The 22,875-nt window shown below is 48.6% G+C and carries 12 protein-coding genes; 4 read left to right on the forward strand and 8 right to left on the reverse strand.

The window, feature by feature from the left end; all coding sequences use genetic code 11:
* The first annotated feature begins 150 nt into the window (after positions 1-150).
* On the forward strand, positions 151-822 hold the full coding sequence (locus ACEW9O_RS17020) for a hypothetical protein (RefSeq protein ID WP_373551387.1): 672 nt from the start codon (positions 151-153) through the stop codon (positions 820-822).
* A gap of 239 nt (positions 823-1,061) precedes the next feature.
* Here the strand turns inward: ACEW9O_RS17020 and ACEW9O_RS17025 are convergent, their stop codons facing one another.
* Genes ACEW9O_RS17025 through ACEW9O_RS17035 form a run of 3 tightly spaced genes read right to left on the reverse strand, consistent with a single transcriptional unit; the run spans position 1,062 to position 2,945 of the window.
* Entirely contained in the window at positions 1,062-1,775 is a 714-nt protein-coding gene (locus ACEW9O_RS17025; protein WP_373551388.1) for a LytR/AlgR family response regulator transcription factor, read from the reverse strand.
* Between the two features lie 7 nt (positions 1,776-1,782).
* Positions 1,783-2,790, reverse strand: a complete 1,008-nt coding sequence (locus ACEW9O_RS17030; RefSeq protein WP_373551389.1) for a sensor histidine kinase — start codon at positions 2,788-2,790, stop codon at positions 1,783-1,785.
* Positions 2,775-2,945, reverse strand: a complete 171-nt coding sequence (locus ACEW9O_RS17035; RefSeq protein ID WP_373551390.1) for a hypothetical protein — start codon at positions 2,943-2,945, stop codon at positions 2,775-2,777. Before ACEW9O_RS17035 ends, ACEW9O_RS17030 begins: the two co-directional genes overlap by 16 nt.
* A gap of 55 nt (positions 2,946-3,000) precedes the next feature.
* On the opposite strand from ACEW9O_RS17035, the gene ACEW9O_RS17040 reads away from it, so the two are divergent.
* Positions 3,001-5,427, forward strand: a complete 2,427-nt coding sequence (locus tag ACEW9O_RS17040) for an outer membrane beta-barrel protein (RefSeq protein WP_373551391.1) — start codon at positions 3,001-3,003, stop codon at positions 5,425-5,427.
* Positions 5,428-5,531: 104 nt separating this feature from the next.
* Here ACEW9O_RS17040 and ACEW9O_RS17045 read toward each other — a convergent pair whose 3' ends face one another.
* Positions 5,532-7,451, reverse strand: a complete 1,920-nt coding sequence (locus ACEW9O_RS17045; protein WP_373551392.1) for a DUF5689 domain-containing protein — start codon at positions 7,449-7,451, stop codon at positions 5,532-5,534.
* A gap of 34 nt (positions 7,452-7,485) precedes the next feature.
* Positions 7,486-10,308: a TonB-dependent receptor plug domain-containing protein gene (locus tag ACEW9O_RS17050; protein WP_373551393.1), complete on the reverse strand. Its 2,823-nt coding sequence runs from the start codon at positions 10,306-10,308 to the stop codon at positions 7,486-7,488.
* 93 nt (positions 10,309-10,401) lie between these two features.
* Here ACEW9O_RS17050 and ACEW9O_RS17055 point away from each other — a divergent pair, with 93 nt between their 5' ends.
* Together ACEW9O_RS17055 and ACEW9O_RS17060 are read left to right on the forward strand one after the other, a co-directional pair.
* Positions 10,402-11,457 (forward strand): endonuclease/exonuclease/phosphatase family protein, encoded by a 1,056-nt coding sequence (locus ACEW9O_RS17055; protein WP_373551394.1) that lies wholly within the window; start codon positions 10,402-10,404, stop codon positions 11,455-11,457.
* A gap of 163 nt (positions 11,458-11,620) precedes the next feature.
* On the forward strand, positions 11,621-21,406 hold the full coding sequence (locus ACEW9O_RS17060; protein ID WP_373551395.1) for a T9SS type A sorting domain-containing protein: 9,786 nt from the start codon (positions 11,621-11,623) through the stop codon (positions 21,404-21,406).
* A 75-nt stretch (positions 21,407-21,481) separates the two neighbouring features.
* Here ACEW9O_RS17060 and ACEW9O_RS17065 read toward each other — a convergent pair whose 3' ends face one another.
* Genes ACEW9O_RS17065 through ACEW9O_RS17075 form a run of 3 tightly spaced genes read right to left on the reverse strand, consistent with a single transcriptional unit; the run spans position 21,482 to position 22,813 of the window.
* Positions 21,482-21,778, reverse strand: a complete 297-nt coding sequence (locus ACEW9O_RS17065) for a hypothetical protein (RefSeq protein ID WP_373551396.1) — start codon at positions 21,776-21,778, stop codon at positions 21,482-21,484.
* A 21-nt stretch (positions 21,779-21,799) separates the two neighbouring features.
* Complete coding sequence (locus ACEW9O_RS17070; RefSeq protein WP_373551397.1) at positions 21,800-22,279, reverse strand: N-acetyltransferase family protein; 480 nt, start codon at positions 22,277-22,279, stop codon at positions 21,800-21,802.
* Positions 22,280-22,303: 24 nt separating this feature from the next.
* Positions 22,304-22,813, reverse strand: a complete 510-nt coding sequence (locus ACEW9O_RS17075) for a phage tail protein (RefSeq protein ID WP_373551398.1) — start codon at positions 22,811-22,813, stop codon at positions 22,304-22,306.
* Positions 22,814-22,875: the final 62 nt, after the last annotated feature.

A 22,875-nucleotide genomic window follows, 5' to 3' on the forward strand; every position in this document is an offset into this window, starting at 1 on the left:
TTTGACACGCAATGTTGAACAAGCCGCTGCGGTAGCCCACTTTTCACTTTTCACTTTTCATTTTTCACTTTTTCCTATTTTTGCCCCACAACAAAACACTTGGACAAGTGACCAAGCCTAATTCCAAAAGTCTAATTAAAAAAAGAACTTATGAAAAAGTTTTCCAACGTAAGCATCTGGCTGATGTTTCTGCTTCCTATGACCACTTTGCTGGCCCAAAACATTCAGGAAAACGAACGCACCATGAGCCAGGGTTCCAAACCTGGTTTTGCCATGAATGTCAGTGATTTGGACGCCAAAGAAACCGAACGTTTGTGGATCGATTATTTGAAGGATTCCAAAGCTAAAACCAAAAAAGACCGCAAAACCAACGAGGTATTTGCCGACGATGCTTCGGTACCCGCCATCAGCAGCAACTTGATGGACATTTATGCCACTTTTACCGAGCGCAACAAACAAACGGAAATCATAGTTTGGGTTGATTTGGGTGGTGCTTTTTTGGCCCGTCGCCAACACCCTGACAAAATTGATGCGTTTGAGCAGTGGTTGAGTGAGTTTGGTCGTCGTGCCCGTGTGCGCAAGATCGAACTGGAGCAGGAAGCCGAAGAACTGGTGTTCAAAGACCAGAAGAAAGAATTCGACAAACTGATCAAGGAAGAAGAACGCATGAAAAAAGAAATTGCCGATGCGGAACAACGCATCAATCAGGCTAAAAAAGAACTGGAAGTCAACAACGCCAATCAAGGCAACCGCCGCCAGGAAATGGAACGGCAGCAGATGAAGATTCAGGAAATTGAGGCGAAGAAGAAGCGGGTGGAGTAGGGATGTAGGGTTGTGCGGCTTCGCCAGGCCGTATCACCGTAGAGACGCACGGCCGTGCGTCTCCGCCAAATTCAACCCAAAGCGGCATTTTTATTGCCACAAAGGGTAAAAAAAGAGGACACAAAGGACACAAAGTTGGACGTTGACAATGTTTTGCTTTGTGTCCTTTGCGTCCTCTTTTTTTCTTTGTGCGAATAAAGTGTCGCTTTGGTGATTTTGTAGAAAATTCGAGACAACAATCAAATCCCAATCTCCTTCAAAAAAGCCTCCCGATAATTGGCCCCAATGGGCAACTGTACCGCCCCAATAAACACCCGATTGCCTTCAATATGGCTGATCTTGGCTTTGTTGATGATGAAGGAACGATGCAGGCGAAGGAACTTTGTTTTGGGCAATTGTTCTTCCAAAGTGCTGAAAGTCATGGTGCTTACAATTGTATTTTTCTCGGTAATTAGTTTGATGTGGTTGCCACTGGCCTCCGCATAAAGCAGCTCTTCAAAGAGGATTTTGAAAATTTTCCCATCGGATTTGATGAAAATATAGGCCTCCTGAGGTGTTTCTGCGGGATGAATAATCGTGGTCTTTACGGGCCGAAGTCGCTCCTTTGCCTTGTCCACTGCGATGATGAAGCGCTCCAGGGAAAAGGGTTTAAGCAAATAGTCGCAAGCAGCCAAATCGAAAGCATCCAGCGCATATTCTTTGTAAGCAGTGGTAAAAATAATTTCGGGCGGATTGCGCAGGGTTTTTAAAAAACTAATCCCGTCCAGTACCGGCATATTGATGTCCAAAAACAAAAGGTCGATCTGCTCTTTTTGGAGTACATACTTTGCTTCCAGCGCATTGCCGCAGCTGGCCACCACCGCCACGTCCAACAAATGGCCGCAATAAATTTCGATGATTTGCCGGGCAATGGGCTCATCATCTACAATCAGACATTTGAATTTGTCCAACATTTTGAATTTATTTAACCTCCAGCATGAGTTTTACCAGGTATTCCCGTGGCGTTTCGCTGATGTTTAGGTGATGCGTCTTTGGATACAATAAAGCCAACCTTTTTCGCACGCTTAACAATCCAAACCCACTGCTGTCTTCTACCAGTTCAGTATTTGGATTTGACTTGAAATGGGAATTTTTTACTGAAAAAAGCACCGAATTTTCCCAAATCTTCAGGCTAATGTCGATGAATATTTCTTCATCCTGGGTGTTTTTGGCGTGTTTGAAGGCATTTTCAACAAAAACAATCAAGAGCATGGGGGCTATTTTGAGGTTTTTGTTTTCAATCGTTTCGATGTCGCAACTCAAGTTAAGTCGCTCCCCCAAACGGATTTTTTCAAAGGCGATGTAGTTGCTCAGGTAATCAATTTCATCTCGCAGGGCCACGTACAGCTCTCGGGTATTGTAAACCGAATACCGCAACAATTCAGACAATTTCAAAAGCAGGCCCGGAATTTTTTCATGCTCGGTCAGGCTGAGCCCGTACAAATTATTGAGCGTATTGAATAAAAAATGTGGACTCAATTGGGATTGGAGCAGTTGCAACTCGGTTTTACTATTGGCCGCATTGAGTTCAGCGACTTTGATCCGGTTGTTGACTTGATGTTCGATCAATTTTGTAAAGACCCCAAGGTTTATCCACAGCACCCCAAAAAATATCCAGAAAAAAACAAACGGAGCAACTTCAAAATGATGGATCAAATGAGAAACAATCAGCACCAACATGAAAAGGATAAAAATAATCAAAGCGGCAAGGCCCAGCAAGAGTTGGTTTTGCGTGCGAGCGTTCAAGTGTATCCACAAATTCGCCAGATATCGGCCAGCGTACAAACCACCCAGCATGACCAACTGGATGCCAAAAGTTAGTTCTTCCTCATCCTTGTGAATGAAGTTGTGTATTGCACTACTCAATGCCAGAAAAAACAAAAAATTCAGGACCCCAAACCAGAGCCACCACTTTACCGTACGCCACATTTTTTGCTCCCAATTTCGTCAGGATTAGGGGCAAAACCTAAAACTTTGTGACAGAAAGCCCGGCAAGGCTGATAAAAAGCCAAAATCGGCTTACGAATCGTTTTGTCCTGCCCGCAATAAGGTTTGTCCCGCTTGTCATCCTGTTTGTCCTCCATACTTTTTCTTTTTCCTGTCCTGCTTCATTTTTGCCCTGTTTAAAACTCGACACACATGAAGCATCTATTCCTGGCATTGCTGTTTTTGTTGCTGACCATTTGGGCACAAGCACAATCCAAAACCATTAGCGGCACCCTCCGGGATGCCCAAGCTGAACCCGCCAATGCTGCGGCTATTCAGCTTTTTCGCAGCCTTGATTCCAGTTTTGTCAAAGGCACCAGCAGCGACTTTAATGGCAAATTTCAGTTGCAAAACCTGCCAAACGACAAGTACTACTTGGTCATTACTGGCCTGGTGTACAAAAAATATCAGAGCGCCAATTTGACCCTCAATGAGCAACAAAATCAAATCGATTTGCCCCTGATCATCCTTTTGCCCGCCAAAGAAACCCAACTCAAAGAAGTGGTGGTGACCGCCAAAAAGCCCTTGATCGAACAGGACATCGACAAAACCATCGTCAACGTGGAGGCCATGATTTCGGCTGCTACCAGCAATACCCTGGAAGTATTGGAAAAAACGCCTGGAGTATTGGTAGACAACAACGGTAGCATCAGCCTGAACGGCAAACAGGGGGTACTCGTACTCATTGACGGGCGCAGTACTTACATGAGTGGCCAGGATTTGGCGATCTATTTAAAGTCTTTGCCGGGGGCAGTTTTGGACAAAATTGAACTAATGGACAATCCACCCGCCAAATACGACGCCAGCGGTGGCGCCGTGATCAACATCAAACTGAAGCGGAACCGCAGTCGCGGGCTTACTGGAAATACCTCCGCTAGTCTTTCGCAAGGACAAACCACCCGCTCGTATCTGGGCCTTAACCTGAATTACAACCAACCCAAAGTCAACTGGTTCGGCAACCTTTGGTACAGCAGCGATGGCAATTATTTGGATGACACTTTTGATCGCAAACTTTTTTCCAGCACCGGTATGCTGAACACCCAAATCCATTCGCGCAACTATTTTGAAAACTTCAGCCGGGGCATCAATGCCAAACTGGGAGTGGATTATAATCTTTCATCCAAGTCCGTGGTAGGGGTACAAGTTTTTACCCAAACCCGCCCGAGAGAAGAAACCAGTAGCTACCTGACCGAAAGTTTGAATGCAAATTCCAGCCTACTTTTGAATACAAATGGAATAAATCAAGGCACTTATGATTGGCTCAATCATGGCGTGAATCTCAATTTTTTGCACAAACTGAATGACAAAGGGCGCGAATTTTCCGCCGATTTGAACTACCTGTATTATCAATCAAGTGGCGAAAAACTGTTCAACAATTTCCAAAACGAACTGGCCAGCACCACCTTCAAAAACGGGCTGATCAACGAAGCCAATATCTACAATTTCAAAGCCGATTATGTACATCCTTTGCCTGGCAAATTGATGTTTGAGGCGGGTGTGAAGGCAAGTATGGTGACCAATGATAACAACGCGGGTTTTGAAAACCTGCTCAATGGTTATTACAGCATCGACTACAGCCGCTCCAACCATTTTGTTTACCACGAAAACATCAGCGCGGCCTATGCGAGTGTACGTAAGAATTGGCAACGTTGGGGTGGGCAGTTGGGTTTGCGGGCCGAAAATACCTATCTATTGGGCGATTTATTGCCCAACGAAGCCTTGATTGGACAACAGTTCACCCAACAGTTCACCAATCTTTTCCCCTCGGTTTTTTTGAATTACAAGCTGGATAGCCTGGGCAATCACAGCCTGGCGTTTTCCTACAATGTGCGGCTTAACCGACCAAGTTACCAGCAATTCAACCCATTTTTGGTGTACATCGACAATTATTACTACTCCCAAGGCAACGTGGATTTGATGCCTGCCAACATGTACCGCACGGATTTGACGTACAAATACAAGCAGTTTTTTAATGCTTCCTTTAGCTACAACCGTGGCCGGAATTTCCTAAATCCAGCTACTGAATTAAAAGATAGCATTTACATTACCCGTCCGTACAATTTTCAGGGCAAGGCCCAAATGTTGTTGTTGTCCCTGGGATTGAACCTGAGACCCATCAAAAATTGGTCGCTCAATGCCAATGTAAACATCGCCCATTTCACCTTCGTCGGGCAAACCTATTCCGAAACCCTGGACCGAAAAGTGCTGGTGGCTCGTGGTGGCGTAACCAATCAATTCACTTTGTCGAAGGCCTGGTCAGCTGAACTTTCGGTTTTTTGGACGGGCGGAGAGCTGAGTGGGCAAAATTTGTCCCGGTCGCGGTATCGCGCCTTTGCTGCGGTGCAGAAGAAACTCTGGAAAGACATGGGTAGTTTAAAACTGAGCGTAGAAGACATTTTCCACTCCTGGATACAGCGGGAGGAGTCGCTGGCCATTCGTCAAACGGAACAAACGCGGGTGAATAGTTCGGATACCCAGCGGATTGGCCTGGCCTTTAGTTACCGTTTTGGAAATGAAAAATGGGCCCGGAAGCGGAAAACGCAGGATGGGGCTGCGGAAGAGGCGGGGAGGGTGAATTGAAAGTGAAAAATGAAAAGTGAAAAATGAAAAGCAGATACACCATTTGGATTTCACCGGTTAGTGTATTATTTTTCACTTTTCACTTTTCACTCTTCACTTTTCACTTACTTCGCCACCTTCACATTATCCAATCTAAACGTCGTCGTATTCGTCGTTTTATCCCCCTTGTGCTGGAAACCAATGTAAATCGTTCCACTGTACCCACTCACGTCGATATTGCCCGATTGCACCCAATCGTAGTTGGCATCTTTTGATGTAGGCATTTTATAAGTCAGTTTTTTCCAGGTCGCCTTGTCGATGTTGGTGCCATCGAAGTCATTGGAAATGTAGACCGTCAAACCATCGTGCTTGTAAAAAGCCTGGGCACTTTCAAAACTCAACGTTTTAGCGTCTTCGGCCTTGATGCCGGGGCTGATCAGCCACATTTCATTTTCGGTATCGGTGCTTTGGAAAGCGGTCGCTTCCGCAAAGAAATTGCCGGAAAAAGACTTGGTCAACCAGGTGCGGGTACCCGTTACCGACTTGTTCACCCAACCCGTAACTTTCACTGCCTGATTGGCCGTGCCACTGCTGAAGGATTCATCCAGCAAGTTGGTGGTAGTGGGGCCGCCACCGCCACCACCGGTTGTTACCACGATGTCGTTCAGGTTGCGGGGGGTAATTTGAGCGGTGTTGAACTGGGAAACGATGCCTACCAAGTCCAGGTTTTTGCCCACAGGCAGTGCTGAGCCAGAAAAAGTCGCCTGGCTGCGGGTGAACACCACTACCTGCCCGGTAGAGTCCGTCAAGGTTTTGGAACCGCTGTAGTTGCCACTGGCGCTGAAAGTTCCTTTGATTATTTTCACCAGGGTGGATTCCCATGTATTCAGGTTGGCTGCAATTTGAGCAGCACTGGCTACCCGTGGTGTTGGCAATTGACCCGCGCCATTGATTTTAGCGAGGCCGTTGTCGATGTTGTTCACCTGTAGCAAACCGTTGAATTCGGACAGTTCTTGCCCGGATACGGTTACTTCCACTTCTTGGCCGAGATTGAGGTCGTGGTTGTTTTTAAAACGCACCACTACACCCGCTGCGCCATCCTGAATCACTGCATTCCGAGGGTCGGTATTGCCTGCTGCTTTATCGGAAATAACCACCCCTTTGATTTTTTTATCAGCTGGAATGGTCAAGGTTGTTCCTTTGTGCAGTGCGCGCAAATCGGCAACGCTCATCAGCTGGCCACCGCCGCCTGTTCCTGCACCACCACAACGCACTCCGGTCATTGCCGCATCACTAGGGTCGCGGATGATCAATTGTTTGGTGCTGCCAAAAACGGTGTAAATGGCGGTCAGCGAGCCCTTTTTACCCGGTGTTTTGTCTTTGGCAAAATCGGCATAACCGCTGCTGCGTACGATAACCGTTCCTCCGCTGCAATCTTGCAAGTTGCGGTTGACTGAAAACAGTCTCACCGCGTCTGCCCAGGTTTGGTTGGTATCCGCTGGCGCAAACTCTACGTTTTCCAGTTTGATCAAGGTATTGATGTGGGTTTGATTCAGGTCTTTGATGCCCAGTACGGTTGGGGTTACGGGTTGGTCTTTGGCCGTGGCAAAAACGTGTTGTGGGATCAACAAGTCCTCGATGGCGTCGGTCACGCTGCCATTCAATTGGTGTACGCCGTTGTAATCACCAATGTAGAGGTTTTTACAACGCACCGCTACTTTGGTGCCTACGGGGAAGGTATTGTACAGGCCGCTGGCGTTCATCCGCACCGAAATCCCACCCGTAGCATCCTGGATGATGATGTTTTCAAAAAAGTTGCCCGAGCGGTCGTCGGCCACCACGATGCCTTCGATGATGAGGTCTTCCGTAATTTTGGAAGCCGTAGCACCAATGAGGTGTTTCTTTTTGAGCACATCGATGGTGGTATTGCCCGTCAACTGGGGGAGATCCGTAACCGGTGGCTCGTCAAACATTTGATCCACACAACTCACCATACCAATGGCTAGCAGGGCAGTCAGGGCTATCAGGAACGAAAACTTTTTCATAAGAGAAGTATAAAAGTTGATTAAAGTAAAAGGATTAGAGGCGCAGCGCCAGACTCACAAAGTAGTTGCGGCCATAACTATAAAAGTAGTTGCTGGGAAAACGGTTGACATCCTTGCTTTCATAATCGAAGCGGTATTGTTCAAAACCACCCGTGATGAAGTCCTTTTTGTCCAGGATGTTGTTTACCCCTACGTTTAGGTACAAGAAGATGTCGCGGATTTTCCAGGATTTCCCACCAAAGAAGTCCAGGGTGTACGCCGCTGGCGCTTTTTCCTGTTCGATTATCGTTTTCCACAGCGGCGAACCGGGTTCAACCACCTGATTCGAAAACTCTGGAGTCGCCACATACGATACTGCGGTTACCGTGCGGCGATCGGGGTTGAAATCCAGGTAAATGTCATCGAAGTAGTTGAAGTTGATGTTGGCAAACCAAAACTTCGGCGAGTTGTAGCTGACGCCAATAGTGCCCGCTGTTTGGGGCATATTGGGCACGTAGAAGTTTTTGATGTAGGCTACATCTTCACGCAGTTTGGAGGCCAGGTTATCCAAATACACCCCAATGGTGGGGCGGGAGGTGTAGATGTATTGACCTGCGGCCAGCGCAGTACTGGCTTTCCAACCCGGCGAAAAAGCCCATTCCAGGCCAAATTCTATCCCGGCGTGCTGGGTATTGATGCCCGACATGGTGTAATTGACGAAACCACCTGAGGCGGTGCCGTCGTCCTCAATCAAGGCGTTGTCGAGATAGAAGTTGTTGATGCGGTTCTGGTTTTTGATTTGGGTGTAATACCCGACCAAACGCCCTTTGAGGTAAGGTGAACGCAACAAATACCCGCCTTCGATACTGGTGATGTTTTCGACGCTCAAACCCGGTAATACCTGATCCCGCGTGCGGGGCGACACATACGCGTTGCGCACCTGCGGGGCTTGCACCATGTAGGCAGCGTTGAGCATGAAGTAGTTGCGGCCATCGGCTTTAAAGGTCAAACCCGCTTTGGCAGCGTATTCCAGGAAACTCTGTTTTGGCGCTTCGCCACCAGAATTCTCGGGGAACTTGCCATTGGTGACATTGCCCCGGCGCCAGAAGCTGGTATTGCCTACGGAACCACTGACAAACAAATCAAATTTGGGCAAATAAAATTCCATTTGCGCCCAGGAGTTGTAGCGGCGGTGTTCGTTGGTATAGTCCCAACCAAATTGGTCACCTTCCTTGATGATGCGGTTGGGGGTGTTGATGTCGTTCTGGATAAAAGAACCTCCACCCGTGGTATCAATGAATTCGGCGAACTTGTCGATGTCGAGGTAAAAGTCGCCACCGAGTAGGTCGTTGATGGTCTTGAAGTTGTGGTTGCTTTGCTGCTGGTAGCTGACCCCACCTGAAACCCGGGCCAGATCGCTGATGGAGCTTTCAATGTTGGAGTTGAAAGATAAAAGGCTGCGGTCGAAGCGGCGCTCTTCAATTACGTATTGGGAACGTTTGCCCGTCACCGAATTGCCAGGGATGCCATTGGCATTGTTGACGGTCAAGGTATTACCACGGTTGGTGTTGTAGAGATAAGCCCAGTCAATTTGTCGCAAGGATTCGTTTTCCCGCAACAGTGCCTCTACTCCGGCAGCCTGATCGCTTTGGATGTAGCTGGGCAAGCGGCGGTAGTAGTTGGGACGTGGGTCGCGGGCTTCGTACCAATCCAGGGCCGTGGTGCCATTGCGTCCGGTTTGGTAACCGATGGCGGTGGTCAGGCGGGTTTTTTCCTGGATTTGCCAGTCGTGGCGCAATACTGCCAGAGGTTGGTGGGTGTTTTGCACCCGGGCGTTGCGCTTTTCACCTTCCTGATACCCCCAAAAAGAGTTGTAATAGTTGCTGCCCGCCAGGTCGTACATTTCTTTGGTCGCAGGAGCACTGCGGCCTCTTTGTACTGGTGAGCCCAGGGCGGTGAAGCTGAGGAAATGGTTGTCGTTCAACTTTTTTTCCACCCCAACAAAATAGGCGTTGGCGTCGTAAAAAGTACCGTCGATGTAACCTTCCTGGGCCCAACGGCGGGAAGCCGATACCGTAAAAGCCCAGCCGCTGGCAGTTAAGCCCGTGCTGTAGGTGGCCATGACCCGGTTGCGGTAGGCGCGATTGGACACCGCGTAGGAAACCCGCAATTGTGGGCGGTGATGCGAAGCCCGCACATCTAGCGCAGTGATGCCGCCCAGACCACCAAATCCGTTGGCGTTGGGGGCCAAACCCACTGAAGCAGTACGGCTGCGTACCACGTCGTTGAGGCCACTCCAGAGGTTCCAACCCGGGAAACCCGTTTCCACATCGTTGATGGGAATGCCGTTGAAAAACAGTTCGTTGTGCTGGCCATCGTAACCGCGCATGCGGAAGTTGGTGAAGCTGAACTGAAAGGAAGCGGCGCTCACAAAAACGTCGTTGGAAGCGGTTAACAAACCGGATACGTTTTGGTCGCCGTCGCTGTCCAGGTCGTTTTCGCTGAGGGTGACTACGGGCACAAATTCTTCGGCAGAAAGTGCATCGCGGCCTTCGCGGGATTCCAGTCTGAGGGTGCCGAGGTTGACGCGATTGCGGCCCTGCGGCTCTACGGTCACCTGTTTTTCCTGAAAACCGGATTTAAAGATGGTAATGACCAATTGGGTAGATTGGCCAATGTTGGCTTTAAAATCCACAAAACCTTCGTCATTGCTGAAAAAGGTCAGGGTAGGGAGGCGGATTTCTACGCGGGAGAGCCCTTTGCCCGTTTGTGCATCCAGAATTTGTCCGTTGACTTGTACTTCTTGAGCGAATGCTCCGAGTGGGAAGAACAACAGCAGTAACAAGCGGATGAAACCACGCTTGGTCGCTTTGTGCATGTGAGTGTTTTTTTTAACTTTTATTTTACCGGTTAAAGCACGGATTTCCACAATTGTGCATTTCCTTTGCAAAAGTAATAAAACGACCAAAACATGAGGGCCACGGTGTCATTTCCTAGCGTTATTTTAGCATTAATTTTTTGTACAGTCGCAAATCTGTCGATTTGGGGGCAAGATCGCTACCGCATCGCGGTGATCGGGTTTTACAATGTGGAGAACTTATTTGACCTGGAAAATGATGTTACCATCAATGATGAAGATTTTCTCCCCACGGGTTCCTACCTCTGGAATGCAGAGAAGTACAAGGAGAAAATGAGCCATTTGGGACGGGTTATTTCCGAACTGGGCACCGAAAAAACACCCGATGGCGTGGCTATTTTAGGCGTTTCCGAAGTAGAAAACCGCAAAGTTTTGGAAGATTTGGTGAAAGAGCCCCAAATTGCCAGCCGCAATTACCAGATTGTACACTATGACTCTCCCGACGAGCGCGGCATTGATGTCGCTTTGCTCTACAACCCTAAATATTTCAAAGTATCGGCGAGTAAGTCCTTGCCCGTCCTCATTTACGGAGAAGACAAGCGGCGCAATTTTACCCGCGATGTATTGCTGGTGAGCGGCGTGTTTGATGGTGAACCAATTCATGTGATGGTCAACCATTGGCCCTCGCGCAGTGGGGGCGAAAAAGTATCTGATCCCTGGCGGGTAGCGGCGGCGGCGGTGTGTAAAAAGGCCTGCGACTCCTTATTAAAGGCCGACCCCAAAGCCAAATTTGTCATCATGGGCGACCTCAATGACGACCCAGTGAACAACAGTGTCAAAGAGGTATTGCGGGCAAAAAAGGAAAAAGAAGAAGTGCGCAAGGGAGATACTTTTAACCCTTTTTACAACCTGTACAAAAAAGGGCTGGGCACTCTGGCCTACCGCGACGCCTGGAGTTTGTTCGATCAAATCATCCTATCTCCCGCCTGGATTCAGCCTGATGTGGGCGGCTACCAATATTTTCAGGCCAATGTACATGGCCCAAACTATATGCGCCAACAGAGTGGTCAGTTCAAGGGCTATCCTTTTCGGGCGTATGTGGGTGCCACGTATGTAGGGGGATATAGCGACCACTTTCCGACTTATTTTTATTTGGTGAAAAAAATCTAGCAATTGTTTTACCCTAAATCAGGTATTTGCTACAAATCCAAGGTTAAGTTTTTGTTTTTTGGGAAATTAAGTGCTGGTGATTTGCCCGGTTTTTGGAAAGGGAGTGGTACATTTGTGAGACGACGACCTTTTTTGTATTTATTTCTGACAAATCACAATCTCGATGGACAACCGCTACACTGGCCTATCCCTTAGGAATTTTGTATTCCTAACAACTTTCTTGACGCTCACCTTTTTACTTCAATCCCTAAGTGGGTATGCACAATGTGTGTCGCTCACAACCATGGGGTCGGCAGTTACCCAAAGTTTCAATACCCTCTCAAATACTGCTGGTTCTACTACCAATAACTTGACTATAACCGGGTGGTTTATGACCGAATCAGGTGGCGGTGCTAGGGACAATGAGCAATATGCTGTAGACAATGGTGGTTCTACCACTGGAGACACATACAGCTTTGGCGTAGCGGCATCAACAGATCGAGCTTTGGGCTCATTGCGATCTGGTACCTTGGTCCCTATTTTTGGAAGTTGTTACACCAACAATACGGGTTCAACTATAAATTCCATAACCATACATTATACCGGTGAGCAATGGCGTTTGGGGACTGCGGCCAGAACTGACCAACTCAATTTTGAGATGAGTACCAATGCCACTAGTTTGACTACAGGCACTTGGGTTGCTCACAGTTCGCTGAACTTTATTACGCCTAGTACAACTGGTTCTACGTCTGGTGTTATGGGCGCAAGAGATGGTAATGCTGTGGGATTTAGAACAGCCCTGTCGTATACCATTACTGGCTTGTCCATTGCCAATGGTGCTACCTTTTGGATCCGCTGGAGTGACGTGGATGCTACAGGTTCCGATGATGGCCTTGCCGTAGATGATTTTTCACTCACGCCAAATTCCTGTCCGGTTTCCATTGCTGTAACTGAAAACTTTGGCAATCTCCCCCAAAATGATGGCAACATTTGTGTAGGCGACCAAGCCACCCTGACGGCTACTGGGGCCGGCACTTATGCCTGGAGCACTTCCGAAACCACCGCTTCTATTATCGTAACACCAAATACAACTACACTTTATACTGTAACAATAACCAGTGGCTTATGCGTGTCAACAGACACGCTGACCATTCACGTCGGCGCTAAACCAGAGGTTTTTAATGTAACGGGTGGCGGTTCTTATTGTGGTGTTGGCTCTGGCGTTGCGATTGGTGTGGATGGATCTGAAGCTACGGCGACTTATTTTTTATACAAGGGAGCCGCTTATGTGACCCAAATACCGGGTACGGGTAGTGCCTTTTCTTTCGGCTTGTTCACCACGGCAGGGACTTACAGTGTTGTTGCAGCATACAACAGCACCGGGTGCTTTATCGGCATGACTGGTTCAGCGGTGATCAATACGGGTGGCGTCAGCTTTACGGCTGCACCTACCAATGGTGCCTGCCCGGAAAGTAACCCCTTTGTCACGCTGGATGTACCCGCCGCTTCGGGTTATAAATACGATATCACGATTGGAGCAAGCTATACAGGCTCCATGACGGCTGGTTCAGGCGGTACTGACATTAATGAAGATCCAGTAGAAGTTTACACCTTCCCCATGCCGCCAAGCATAGCTGGAACGACGTACACCGTTCGGGTCATTGATGTGGCTACGGGTTGTTTCAGTGATCAAACCTTTACCCTTTCAGCTATCCCCGTGCCTTGCGACTGCGAAGCACCACCTTTTGTCAATTTTACACCACTTAATAGCACCTCTTGTGATGGCGCTACCGTAACCATTGGGTATACCGTAGAGAATGGCCCAGCCACCATCAATACTACCGGATTTTTGGGTACTTTTTCTGAGACTACCCTTAACGATGGTACAGGCACCTTTACCTATACCCCTGCACCAGCAGAAGTAGGGTTTAATCTGACCATTTTTGCCAGTATTGCCGATCCTGATGGTAATGATCCTTGTGAGGGTGATACCGCTTCGGCTTCGATTGCGGTAGTTGCTTTACCTACCCCCAGCATTACCATTTCTAGTGAATTCTCAGGTTTAGCTTCCAATGATGGGATTACCTGTGCGGGCAGCAATGCTACCCTGACCACCAATGGAGGTGGCACTTATTTGTGGAGTACCGGGGCTACTACCTCTTCCATTGTGGTTGCACCAAATATTACCACGACCTACACGGTAACTGTGACCAATGGTTCTGGTTGCTCCGCAGAAGTAAGCCAGATCATCACGGTCAATCCATTTACGCCGACCATCACGGTGACGGAAAATTCAGGCACTACGCCCAACGACGGCATTACTTGTGCAGGTGCTACAGTTAACGCGTCCACTTCAGGTGGAGGGACCTACCTATGGATGACTGGCGCCACTACCTCCGCCATCAGCCTTGCACCAGATATCACGACATATTTTGTGGTGACGGTGACGAATAACAATGGTTGTTCTGGTGTGGCTATCCGAGAGGTTACGGTCAATCCTATTGTGAAACCTACTTTTAATGCGGAAGGATTTGGCCCTTACTGTGCAGATGGCAAGGAATATCTTTTACCTGCTTCTTCAACGAACGGAATTGCAGGTACCTGGAGCCCGAGCATTATCAGTACTACTACACCAGGCACTACGACTTATATCTTTACCCCGGCAGAGGGAGAATGTGCAGATACTGCTAGCCGAAAAGTGATCGTGACGCCCATAGTAGAACCGGTTTTCTCCGAAATCATCGACAGCTATTGCCAGGGTGAAACGCCAGAAACTTTACCCGGTGAGTCGGACAATAGCATAGCGGGTACCTGGAGCCCGGCTACAGTAAATACATCCACTCCGGGTACAACTACCTATATCTTTACGCCTGAAAGTGGGGAGTGTGCGGATACGGCCTCAGTAAAAATTACGGTAAACTCAGTCATTGAGCCTACTTTCTCTATACTAAGCAATTATTGCCAAGGACAAACTCCGGCGAGCCTGCCTACTACTTCTAATAACGGCATTTCAGGCTTTTGGAGCCCATCCAGCATCAGCACGGCTACACCGGGCACTACCACTTATCTCTTTTTTATTGACGAAAATGAGGAATGCGCCGATTCGGCTAGCATCAAAGTTGTGGTAAGTGCTGCTCCTGATGCGCCAGAAGTAAACAACATTACCGTATGCGAAGGCGGAAGTACCAACATTAGCGCAAATTCTGGCCCAGGAGCCGCCGTCAGCAACACCTTCACCTGGGATTTTGAAGCCGGAATTACCGGCGCGGGCATCAGCCAAAGCAATACTGTTGCTACCAATGGTGCTACCCAAACCGCTGGGGCTGGCCTCACGGGGGTAGCGGCTCAAGCTGCTGGTTCTGGCTGTTCTGCTGCCATTACTTCCACCGGGTACGATATTACCAACGCCAGTCTGGCCGATGCAGTGGCCGACAATGAATATTTTGAATTCTGTGTGGGTGCTGCCCAATTGGGTTATACCTACCAGGGCGTCAATAGCATCATCTGGGGCAACCGCATTTCGGGCACTGGCCCGGTTAATTTTGCGGTGGTTGCCAGTAATAATTTGACTACACCTTTACTTACAGGTATGGTTACGGGCACTTCCTGTCAAATGGAAGGTGGTGCTTTTACCCTAAACGCTGCTACCTGCTACCGCATTTATTACTGGGGAGCATCTAACGCTGGGGGAACCTTGCGGATCGATAACATGTCCATCACTGCCCAGTTTGCCGCGCCAAGTGGCAATTACAACTTCTACGATGAAGACCCAGCATTGAATGCCAATGCTACTCCGGTTGCTACTGGTACCAGTTATGATCCAGGTACCAGCGTTGGTACTTCTGACGAGGTATGGGTAACTTGTGTGGCGGAGAATGGTTGTGAAAGCCCGGCTACCAAAGTAACAGTTACTGTAAACGCAGTTCCTACTCTGGATATCGTCCAACCTGAATCTGCCTGTTTGCCAACCACCATTGATGCAACTGCGGTGGATTTGGGTGAAAGTATTGCTGGAGGGACTACCACTTATCATGCAACAGCCGATGATGCAGAGAACGATGCAAGTCCAATTGACCCGGGTACTTTGACCAATTTGTCGAGCAGTCGGACCATTTTTGTACGTTATGAAACCACTGGTGGATGTTTTGCCACTGGCCAAATTGATGTACTCGTTAGTGAGCGGCCTGTTACTCCTATAATCAATGACCTAGTTGCCTGTATTGGCGAAACCACCACCATTACGCCAAGTGTTGACTCTACTGTAGTCGTGAGTTGGAACTTCAACGCAAGCAATACTGCTGGTGGCAGTACAGATATCAATCTGGCAACTGCGGGTAATGCCAGCCGTGGTGCTGGCGTTGGAGATGCCGGATTCGTTTCAGGTTGCAATGGCACATCTACCGCTTATTCTGGCAACAACTGGTCAGCGGCCACCGAAGCCGATGCGATTTCAGGGAATGATTATTTTGAGTTTCCAATCAATATACTAGGTCCAGTCAGATTGACCAAATTCTCTTTCTTTGAGCGTGCTTCGGGCACTGGACCGATTTCATGGGCGCTCTATGTAAACGGAACAAAATACAAGTCGGGTGATACCTCAGACCCTTGTATGCAGGAATCCAGAGATTTGGACATCGCCATTTGTGGTACTAGTGCTTTGATTCGCATTTATGCTTGGCGTGAAACAACTGGTGGCAGTACCTCTGGTACCTGGCGGGTAGATGAAGTAGAAGCTACTTTGGAACCAGCGGTATTGTACAATTTTTATAGCGATAACACCCTGACCAATAAACTAGCCGGTCCTGTTGCTTCTTACACACCTGAACTTGTTGATGGAGAGCCCTTGAAACTCTTTGTCACTGCAGTTTCGGCTTGTGCCAGCTGCGAAAGTTTGGCGGATTCGCTTACCATAACTGCCGGAGAATGTACAGTTAGTATTTCGGATCCTTGTGTATGTCAAGACAATGCTCCTGTCATTGCCAATGGCACCTACTCCAATGAAGGCAGTTTCAAAGATATCGTAAGAGTAGAGGGACCAAGTGGGATGATCTGGACAGTTAAAACAGTTTCCGGATTGTATAATGATGCTGAAGGCACCGATGTGGTTGAAGTGGGTGATGTACTTGTTGAAACCAGCCCAGGAGTGTTTGAATTACCTGGGTATCATATTGACTCTGTTGGTTACACTATTACCGTATCCAATGGACGTGGAACAGAATTGTCTTCGGGCAATACTTGTTACTACCCTGATCCAAGTTTTGCTGGCTTGCCACTCCTCATTGCGCCCACTGCCGCACCATTTAATGTGACGGGTACCGTTGCCAATGGCGCTGCTGGTGTTGGAACTTTCAGCTTGAATGGTGTGCCACAGGCTGGGGCAAGCGCCGCTCCTACGGTGTTGACGATTAACCCGGCAACCTTGCCAGTGGGTGACAATACTTTGACTTATTCTTTCGACGCGGGTACTGCCAGCTCGAAAAACCTTAGTGATCCGGGCTGTGTCAAAACCGTACGTCAAACCTTCCGTGTTGCGCAATGTGGTTGCCAGGATTTGACGGTTAGCCTTGACGCCAACTGCCAGTTTGCCCTTACGGCCAATGTCATTTCTGATGGCAATTGTAATGGAGCTACCGTTCGGGTAATGGACAATGACCCATCTAATGGTGATACCATCGACTGCGCTGGGGTATGGACTTACGGCATGTTTGATGCCTTTGGCAACATCATTTGCTGGGGTAAAGTGACAGCTGAAGACAAAACCGCTCCAATTTTGGTCTGCACCGATTGGTATCAAGGCACCCTGGATTGTTACGATGTGGATTTCGTGCTGAACAATCGCCAAACCATTGGCAATGTGAATGCGACGAGCTCTCCTCGCCCGGCACCTACCAGCACCCAAACGATCAACAATGCCAAAGGTATTGCTGGTACGGGTGCTTGTAATTTGGTTCCGCCAAATTTGGTAGCAGACAACATCAACAACCTGGGTTATACTTACTTCAAAGACAACTGTGACAGCTGTGGTTGCCTCACAACTGTGAAATGGAGTGACCGGGTAGTGTTCTACAATTGTGATCAAATGAAGGCAAACGGTGGAATTTACGCTCGGATTTACCGGACTTGGGTTGCGACCGATTGCCGGGGGATGAGCAGGGATACCGTTCAGGAAATTCCTTTTGCCCGCCCAGCTATAGATGACTTTGTGTTCAATGGCGATGGCGATGGTGGCAAATACGACCGGGTAGTGGAGTACAGCTCCTGTGTACCCGATAAAGAGTTGATCCAAAAATCGGATGTGATGCCTTTCGTGTGTAGCTACTTCAACCGTACTGCTGCACCTAGATTCTCACGTTGTTTGTTCTTGGATGAAGTAGAATGCAACTATTCCGTATCGATCAAGGATACCGAGTTCCCAATTTGTGGGGGCAAAGGACTGAAAATCGACCGGGAATTATACGTATTTGATTGGTGTGCAGGTGGTGTCGTAGATACCTTCCACATCCTGATCAAGATTGGTGATTTTGAAGCACCATACTTGGAATACGCCCATCACGCACCATTTGACATTTCTACAGGTCCAATGGATTGCACAGCAGCCTTCCCAATTACAGCAGCTGGTATCAAATCTCAATTTGGAGTAGAAATCAAGGACAACTGTGCCCTGGGCAACATCAGTGTCAAACTGAAAACCAAAGACCGTTACGTCAAAGGTATTCTGGTTGCAGAAGATACCTGGGATCAAGTTGGTTATACAATCATGAATGGCATGATGGTGGGTGTTCCCGTAGGTCGCCACCGTCTGATTATCGATGCTTTTGATGGTTGTTACAATGCTAAACAAGATTCCTTTGAATTTGAAATAAAGGACAAGATCGCTCCAGTAATGAAGTGCGACGACGACCTGCATGTGAGCTTGAGCAATGCCAATGGCTACACCAGCGGCTATGCCCAGGTGAGCGCCGAGGACATCGACGAAGGCAGCTGGGACAATTGTAAACTGGCCTGGATTGCAGTCCGCCGCAATGTGCCAGATGGCTGTGCAGCTAGCTTTATTCAAAAAGGCTACGACACGAACGGCAACGGCAAATTGGATGCGCTGCCCGCAGACAACGACTATAGCAAAGCCGACGGCTTTGACCTGAATGGCGATGGCGACATCGAAGACTTCGGTGAAACCTTCATCCTCAAAGGTGGCAAGTTGATGACTCCGCTGTTGGATTATGTAGAATTCTTCTGCTGCGATTTGACCGAACGAGTGACGGTCGAGCTGTGGGGTGGCGACATCTACGGCAACACCAACTACTGCTGGATGGACTTGCTGATCGAAGACAAGGTGGCACCAACTTGTATCGCTCCTTGGGCGATCACGGTTGATTGTGACGACAAAGGTCTGGCTCAAATTGATGACAAAGTAGCTTCAGCGAAAATCTTTGGGGATGTAACCATCACCACGGGTAGTGACTGTGCGGCTTTGGATACGGTTTATTCCACGGTGAAAAAATTGAAGTGTGGTTATGGCTACATCGACCGGATCTGGACGTTGACCAAACAAACGGTGAAAGGACCGATCACGATCACTTGTACGCAACGCATCTGGGTCAATCCAGTACACGAATACAACATTTGTTTCCCTAAAGACGTGTCCACGGATTGCAAAACACCGATCATCGACACGGTGATCACCGACGAATTGGGCTGTGACATCCTGGCGGTGAATGTGCACGACAAACGTTATGACGCGTCGGATGATGAGTGCTACAAAATTTTCCGGACTTACTCCGTAATCAACTGGTGTACTTACGATGATCGTTGTGGTGACCCATTGTTGCAAACCAACATCTCGATCATCGATCGGGCAGTGTTCGGCAACTATGGCAAAGCACCGATCTATGTACTGGTACGGGATCGCGAAGATGGCGTTCGGGATGGAGTTGAAGAGTTCTACATCTCTAAGGACTTGATCCACAACAATGCCGATGACATCCGCTTCAAACCTGGATACTGCGAAGTAGCGGGCGAGTTCTACCACAGTTTCATCTACACCCAAATCATCAAGGTGTACGACGACACTCGTCCAGTGGTGACGGGTACCCGCGATACGTTCTGCACGAGCCCCACGGCTTGTACAGCGAACATCACCAAGGTGGTGACCCTGAAGGACAACTGTACGGACAAGGTGGAATTGGAGACCCAATTCCTGATGATTGCCCCATTCCAGACTTTGGAAGCCGGCCAGATGATCCTGTACTCGACTCCACGTTGGAGCACCAAAGACTTGGGCAACGGTCAGTTTGAGATCAAGGTAGCGAACCTGCCAGAAGGCACCCACGACTTGATTGTGGTAGGCCGCGACGAATGTGGCAACCTGAGCCTACCAACCCGGATCCCATTCGTGGTGAAGGATTGCAAGGCCCCAGCGCCAATTTGTATCAATGGACTGAGTGTTGACCTGATGCCTGATGGTAACAATGGCGGCATGATGACGGTATGGGCGAGTGACTTTGTAGCTTCGAAGATTTACGACTGCAACGGTCAAGGTCCAGAAACGAAAGATGGCCTGAAGTTGATCACCAAATACTCGGTGAACCGGGTACAACAACCCGTTGATCAAAACCAAACGAGCATCAGTGTGAACTGTGCGGATTTGGAATTGGGCTTCATCTTGGTTGAACTCCATGCCTGGGATGCGGTAGGCAACCACGATTTCTGTGTGACCTTCATTGAGGTACAGGATAACAACAAGGTTTGTCCAACACCAGCAGACAAGGTTAAGATAGCGGGTACGATTGCGACCGAAGGAGTAGGCAACCTGCAAGGGGTGTCGGTGACTTTGAGTGGCAGCGGCACGCAGAGTGACATGACCGGAACGGATGGTAACTACGAGTTTGTGAACATCACCAAAGGCGGAGACTTCACGGTGACGCCACAGTTGGATAAAAACCACCTGAATGGGGTATCGACCTTCGACCTGGTGTTGATCCAAAAACACATCCTGGGTGTCCAAGCCTTGAACAGTCCCTACAAGATGATTGCAGCGGATGCGAACAATTCGAAATCGATCTCGACATTGGACATGATCCAGATTCGGAAGTTGATTTTGAACATCGATACACATTTCGCCAACAACACCAGCTGGCGCTTTGTGGATGCGACGTACCGCTTCCCGAACCAAACGAATCCTTGGTCAACGAGCTTCCCCGAGGTGGTGAGTGTGAATGACCTGGTGACGAATGTTCGGGCGAACTTTGTGGCGATCAAAGTGGGGGATGTGAATGCGAGTGCGAGTGTGAACAATGCAGCAAGTGCAGAAGTACGCACGAATGGCCAGTTCAAACTCAAGACGCAGGAGCAGAACCTGAAGTCAGGCAATGAATACCGGGTGGCATTCACAGCAGAAGACTTGCAGAACATCCAGGGTTATCAGTTTGCACTGAATTTGGATCAAAGCAAAGTCGAACTTGTGGACATTGAATACGGAGTGGCCAAAGCTGAGAACTTCGGTATCTTCAAAAACGAAGGTTTGATCACCACTTCCTGGAACAGCAAGTACGAGCCAGGGGCATTGTTTACCTTGGTCTTGCGTGCGAAAGCAAATGCGAAATTGAGTAGCACCTTGAGCTTGAACCGGGTGGTATCTCCCGAAGCCTACGACCAGCACAATGAGAACCTGGGCATAGCCTTGAACTTTGAAGGCATCCAAGTCAGTGAAGCTTACGAGCTCCGTCAGAACACGCCCAACCCCTTCAGCGATGAAACGGTGATTGGGTTCAGCTTGCCAAAGGCGACGAAAGGGACGCTGACGGTGAGAGATGTGAAAGGTGCGTTGATCTACAAGGTGGAAGGCAACTACACCAAGGGCAGTAACCAAGTGACCTTGAAAAAGGAGCAATTGGGGGCCAGTGGGGTATTGTACTATACTTTGGAAACCACGGAGTTTACAGCGACGAAGAAGATGGTGATTTTGGAGTAAAATACTTTTAAGCATAAAAAAAGAGGCTGCTCTGTAAAGGGTAGCCTCTTTTTTTATCTATTCATTTTAGCTTTCTCAACTAAACACAGCCTCATACCGCATCCCATTGCTCCCCATCCCGATCGGGACCATAAAAAGGAACAATTCCCCCGCCGTAGGGTGCACCAAAGTGAAAGAACCTTGTAAGTAGTAAGTTTCTTTCAAATCAGTTTCAAACTCCAGGGTGAAAGGTTGGCGGTATTTATCCGACCCGTGACTCCAGGGCGTAACTTTGGTCAATTGCGCCGGGTGTATCGCTTCAGGGGTAAAACGAATGGAAAAGGTTTCATTCAAATGAGGCTGAAAATCAGCAATGCTTATTTGTTCTAACATGGATATTAAGGGTTAAGGTGTTTAAGACGCAGGCTTCCACTCCAGGAGATAATACACGGAGTTGAATTCGCCGATTTTTTGGAAGCCCAAACGTTGGTACAATTGCAGCGCAGGATTGTTGTACTCCACGTGGATGGTCACCGTTTTACCGATTTCAGCCCCTTTTTGCTGGATGGCCTTGATGAGCTGAGAACCAATGCCCCGCCCCCGATAGGCTGGCAATAGCGCCACGTCCATGATCCGTACTTCCTGCGGACTATACAACCAATGCACGTAAAGGCGACCGACCACTTCCTCTTCCAATACAATGAGCTGGAGCTCAGCGCCCTTGTAAAACTCCTGGTAATACTGGTGCTGCGCCACAAACTGCTGGCTGAGGAAGGCCATTTTTTGTTCTTCTGGCCAATCGGGCACCAGAGCCAATTCCTCGGCTCTGGTGCTGGCGTATATTTCAAACAAACGAGGCAAATCCTCTTCGTAAATGGCGCGTAAACTGACCATAAGATCACTTGTTTGAAACTCCGATTAAGTGCGTGGAGGAAATACTCCTTGTAAGGCAATATTGAAGTAAAAAGTGAGGTAAGGCTGCAGGTTATTGTGGGGCTGGTCGCCGCCTGATGGAGCCAAAGCATTGGGAGACATCGCTGTTGTGGTCAATGTCGCGTTATAAATGGAGGCCCTGGCTACTAATGCATTGGTGGGATCATTGTTCAATCCGCTGTCATTCACGGCCCTTACGGCATGACTATGTGAAGGTATTTCACTTTCCAGTAGGCTTACGGTTTCACTGCCCCCGGTTTCCCCTAAATCGTGTAGCATCAAACCTGGGCCCTGCCCTGGGTGCATGGGAGCGCGTCCTTGCAAATCGGGTAGGGCAAAATTGGATTTTCCGTTACCCCCGTAAGTGGTACCCAGCAAAGAAAATAAGGCGGTATTTTGAGAAAGTGGCAACAATTGCCCATCGCACCAGGCCCAGCCTTTGGGTGCAAAATTGAAAGGAAATATGCGGATTTCGGCAACAAATGGATCTGCCATGTTGATTGAATTTTTAGGTGTAGTTTACCCACCTTTTGGGTAGGCGCACTGCGTGAAAAATG

Origin of the sequence: Haliscomenobacter sp. (assembly GCF_041740695.1) — a bacterium.
Lineage (GTDB): Bacteria > Bacteroidota > Bacteroidia > Chitinophagales > Saprospiraceae > Haliscomenobacter.

Bases quoted from the DNA above. Each gene is read 5' to 3' on its own strand.
- ACEW9O_RS17020 (WP_373551387.1), top strand. From the start codon at position 151: ATGAAAAAGTTTTCCAACGTAAGCATCTGGCTGATGTTTCTGCTTCCT.
- ACEW9O_RS17025 (WP_373551388.1), bottom strand. From the start codon at position 1,775: ATGTTGGACAAATTCAAATGTCTGATTGTAGATGATGAGCCCATTGCC.
- ACEW9O_RS17030 (WP_373551389.1), bottom strand. From the start codon at position 2,790: ATGTGGCGTACGGTAAAGTGGTGGCTCTGGTTTGGGGTCCTGAATTTT.
- ACEW9O_RS17035 (WP_373551390.1), bottom strand. From the start codon at position 2,945: ATGGAGGACAAACAGGATGACAAGCGGGACAAACCTTATTGCGGGCAG.
- ACEW9O_RS17040 (WP_373551391.1), top strand. From the start codon at position 3,001: ATGAAGCATCTATTCCTGGCATTGCTGTTTTTGTTGCTGACCATTTGG.
- ACEW9O_RS17045 (WP_373551392.1), bottom strand. From the start codon at position 7,451: ATGAAAAAGTTTTCGTTCCTGATAGCCCTGACTGCCCTGCTAGCCATT.
- ACEW9O_RS17050 (WP_373551393.1), bottom strand. From the start codon at position 10,308: ATGCACAAAGCGACCAAGCGTGGTTTCATCCGCTTGTTACTGCTGTTG.
- ACEW9O_RS17055 (WP_373551394.1), top strand. From the start codon at position 10,402: ATGAGGGCCACGGTGTCATTTCCTAGCGTTATTTTAGCATTAATTTTT.
- ACEW9O_RS17060 (WP_373551395.1), top strand. From the start codon at position 11,621: ATGGACAACCGCTACACTGGCCTATCCCTTAGGAATTTTGTATTCCTA.
- ACEW9O_RS17065 (WP_373551396.1), bottom strand. From the start codon at position 21,778: ATGTTAGAACAAATAAGCATTGCTGATTTTCAGCCTCATTTGAATGAA.
- ACEW9O_RS17070 (WP_373551397.1), bottom strand. From the start codon at position 22,279: ATGGTCAGTTTACGCGCCATTTACGAAGAGGATTTGCCTCGTTTGTTT.
- ACEW9O_RS17075 (WP_373551398.1), bottom strand. From the start codon at position 22,813: ATGGCAGATCCATTTGTTGCCGAAATCCGCATATTTCCTTTCAATTTT.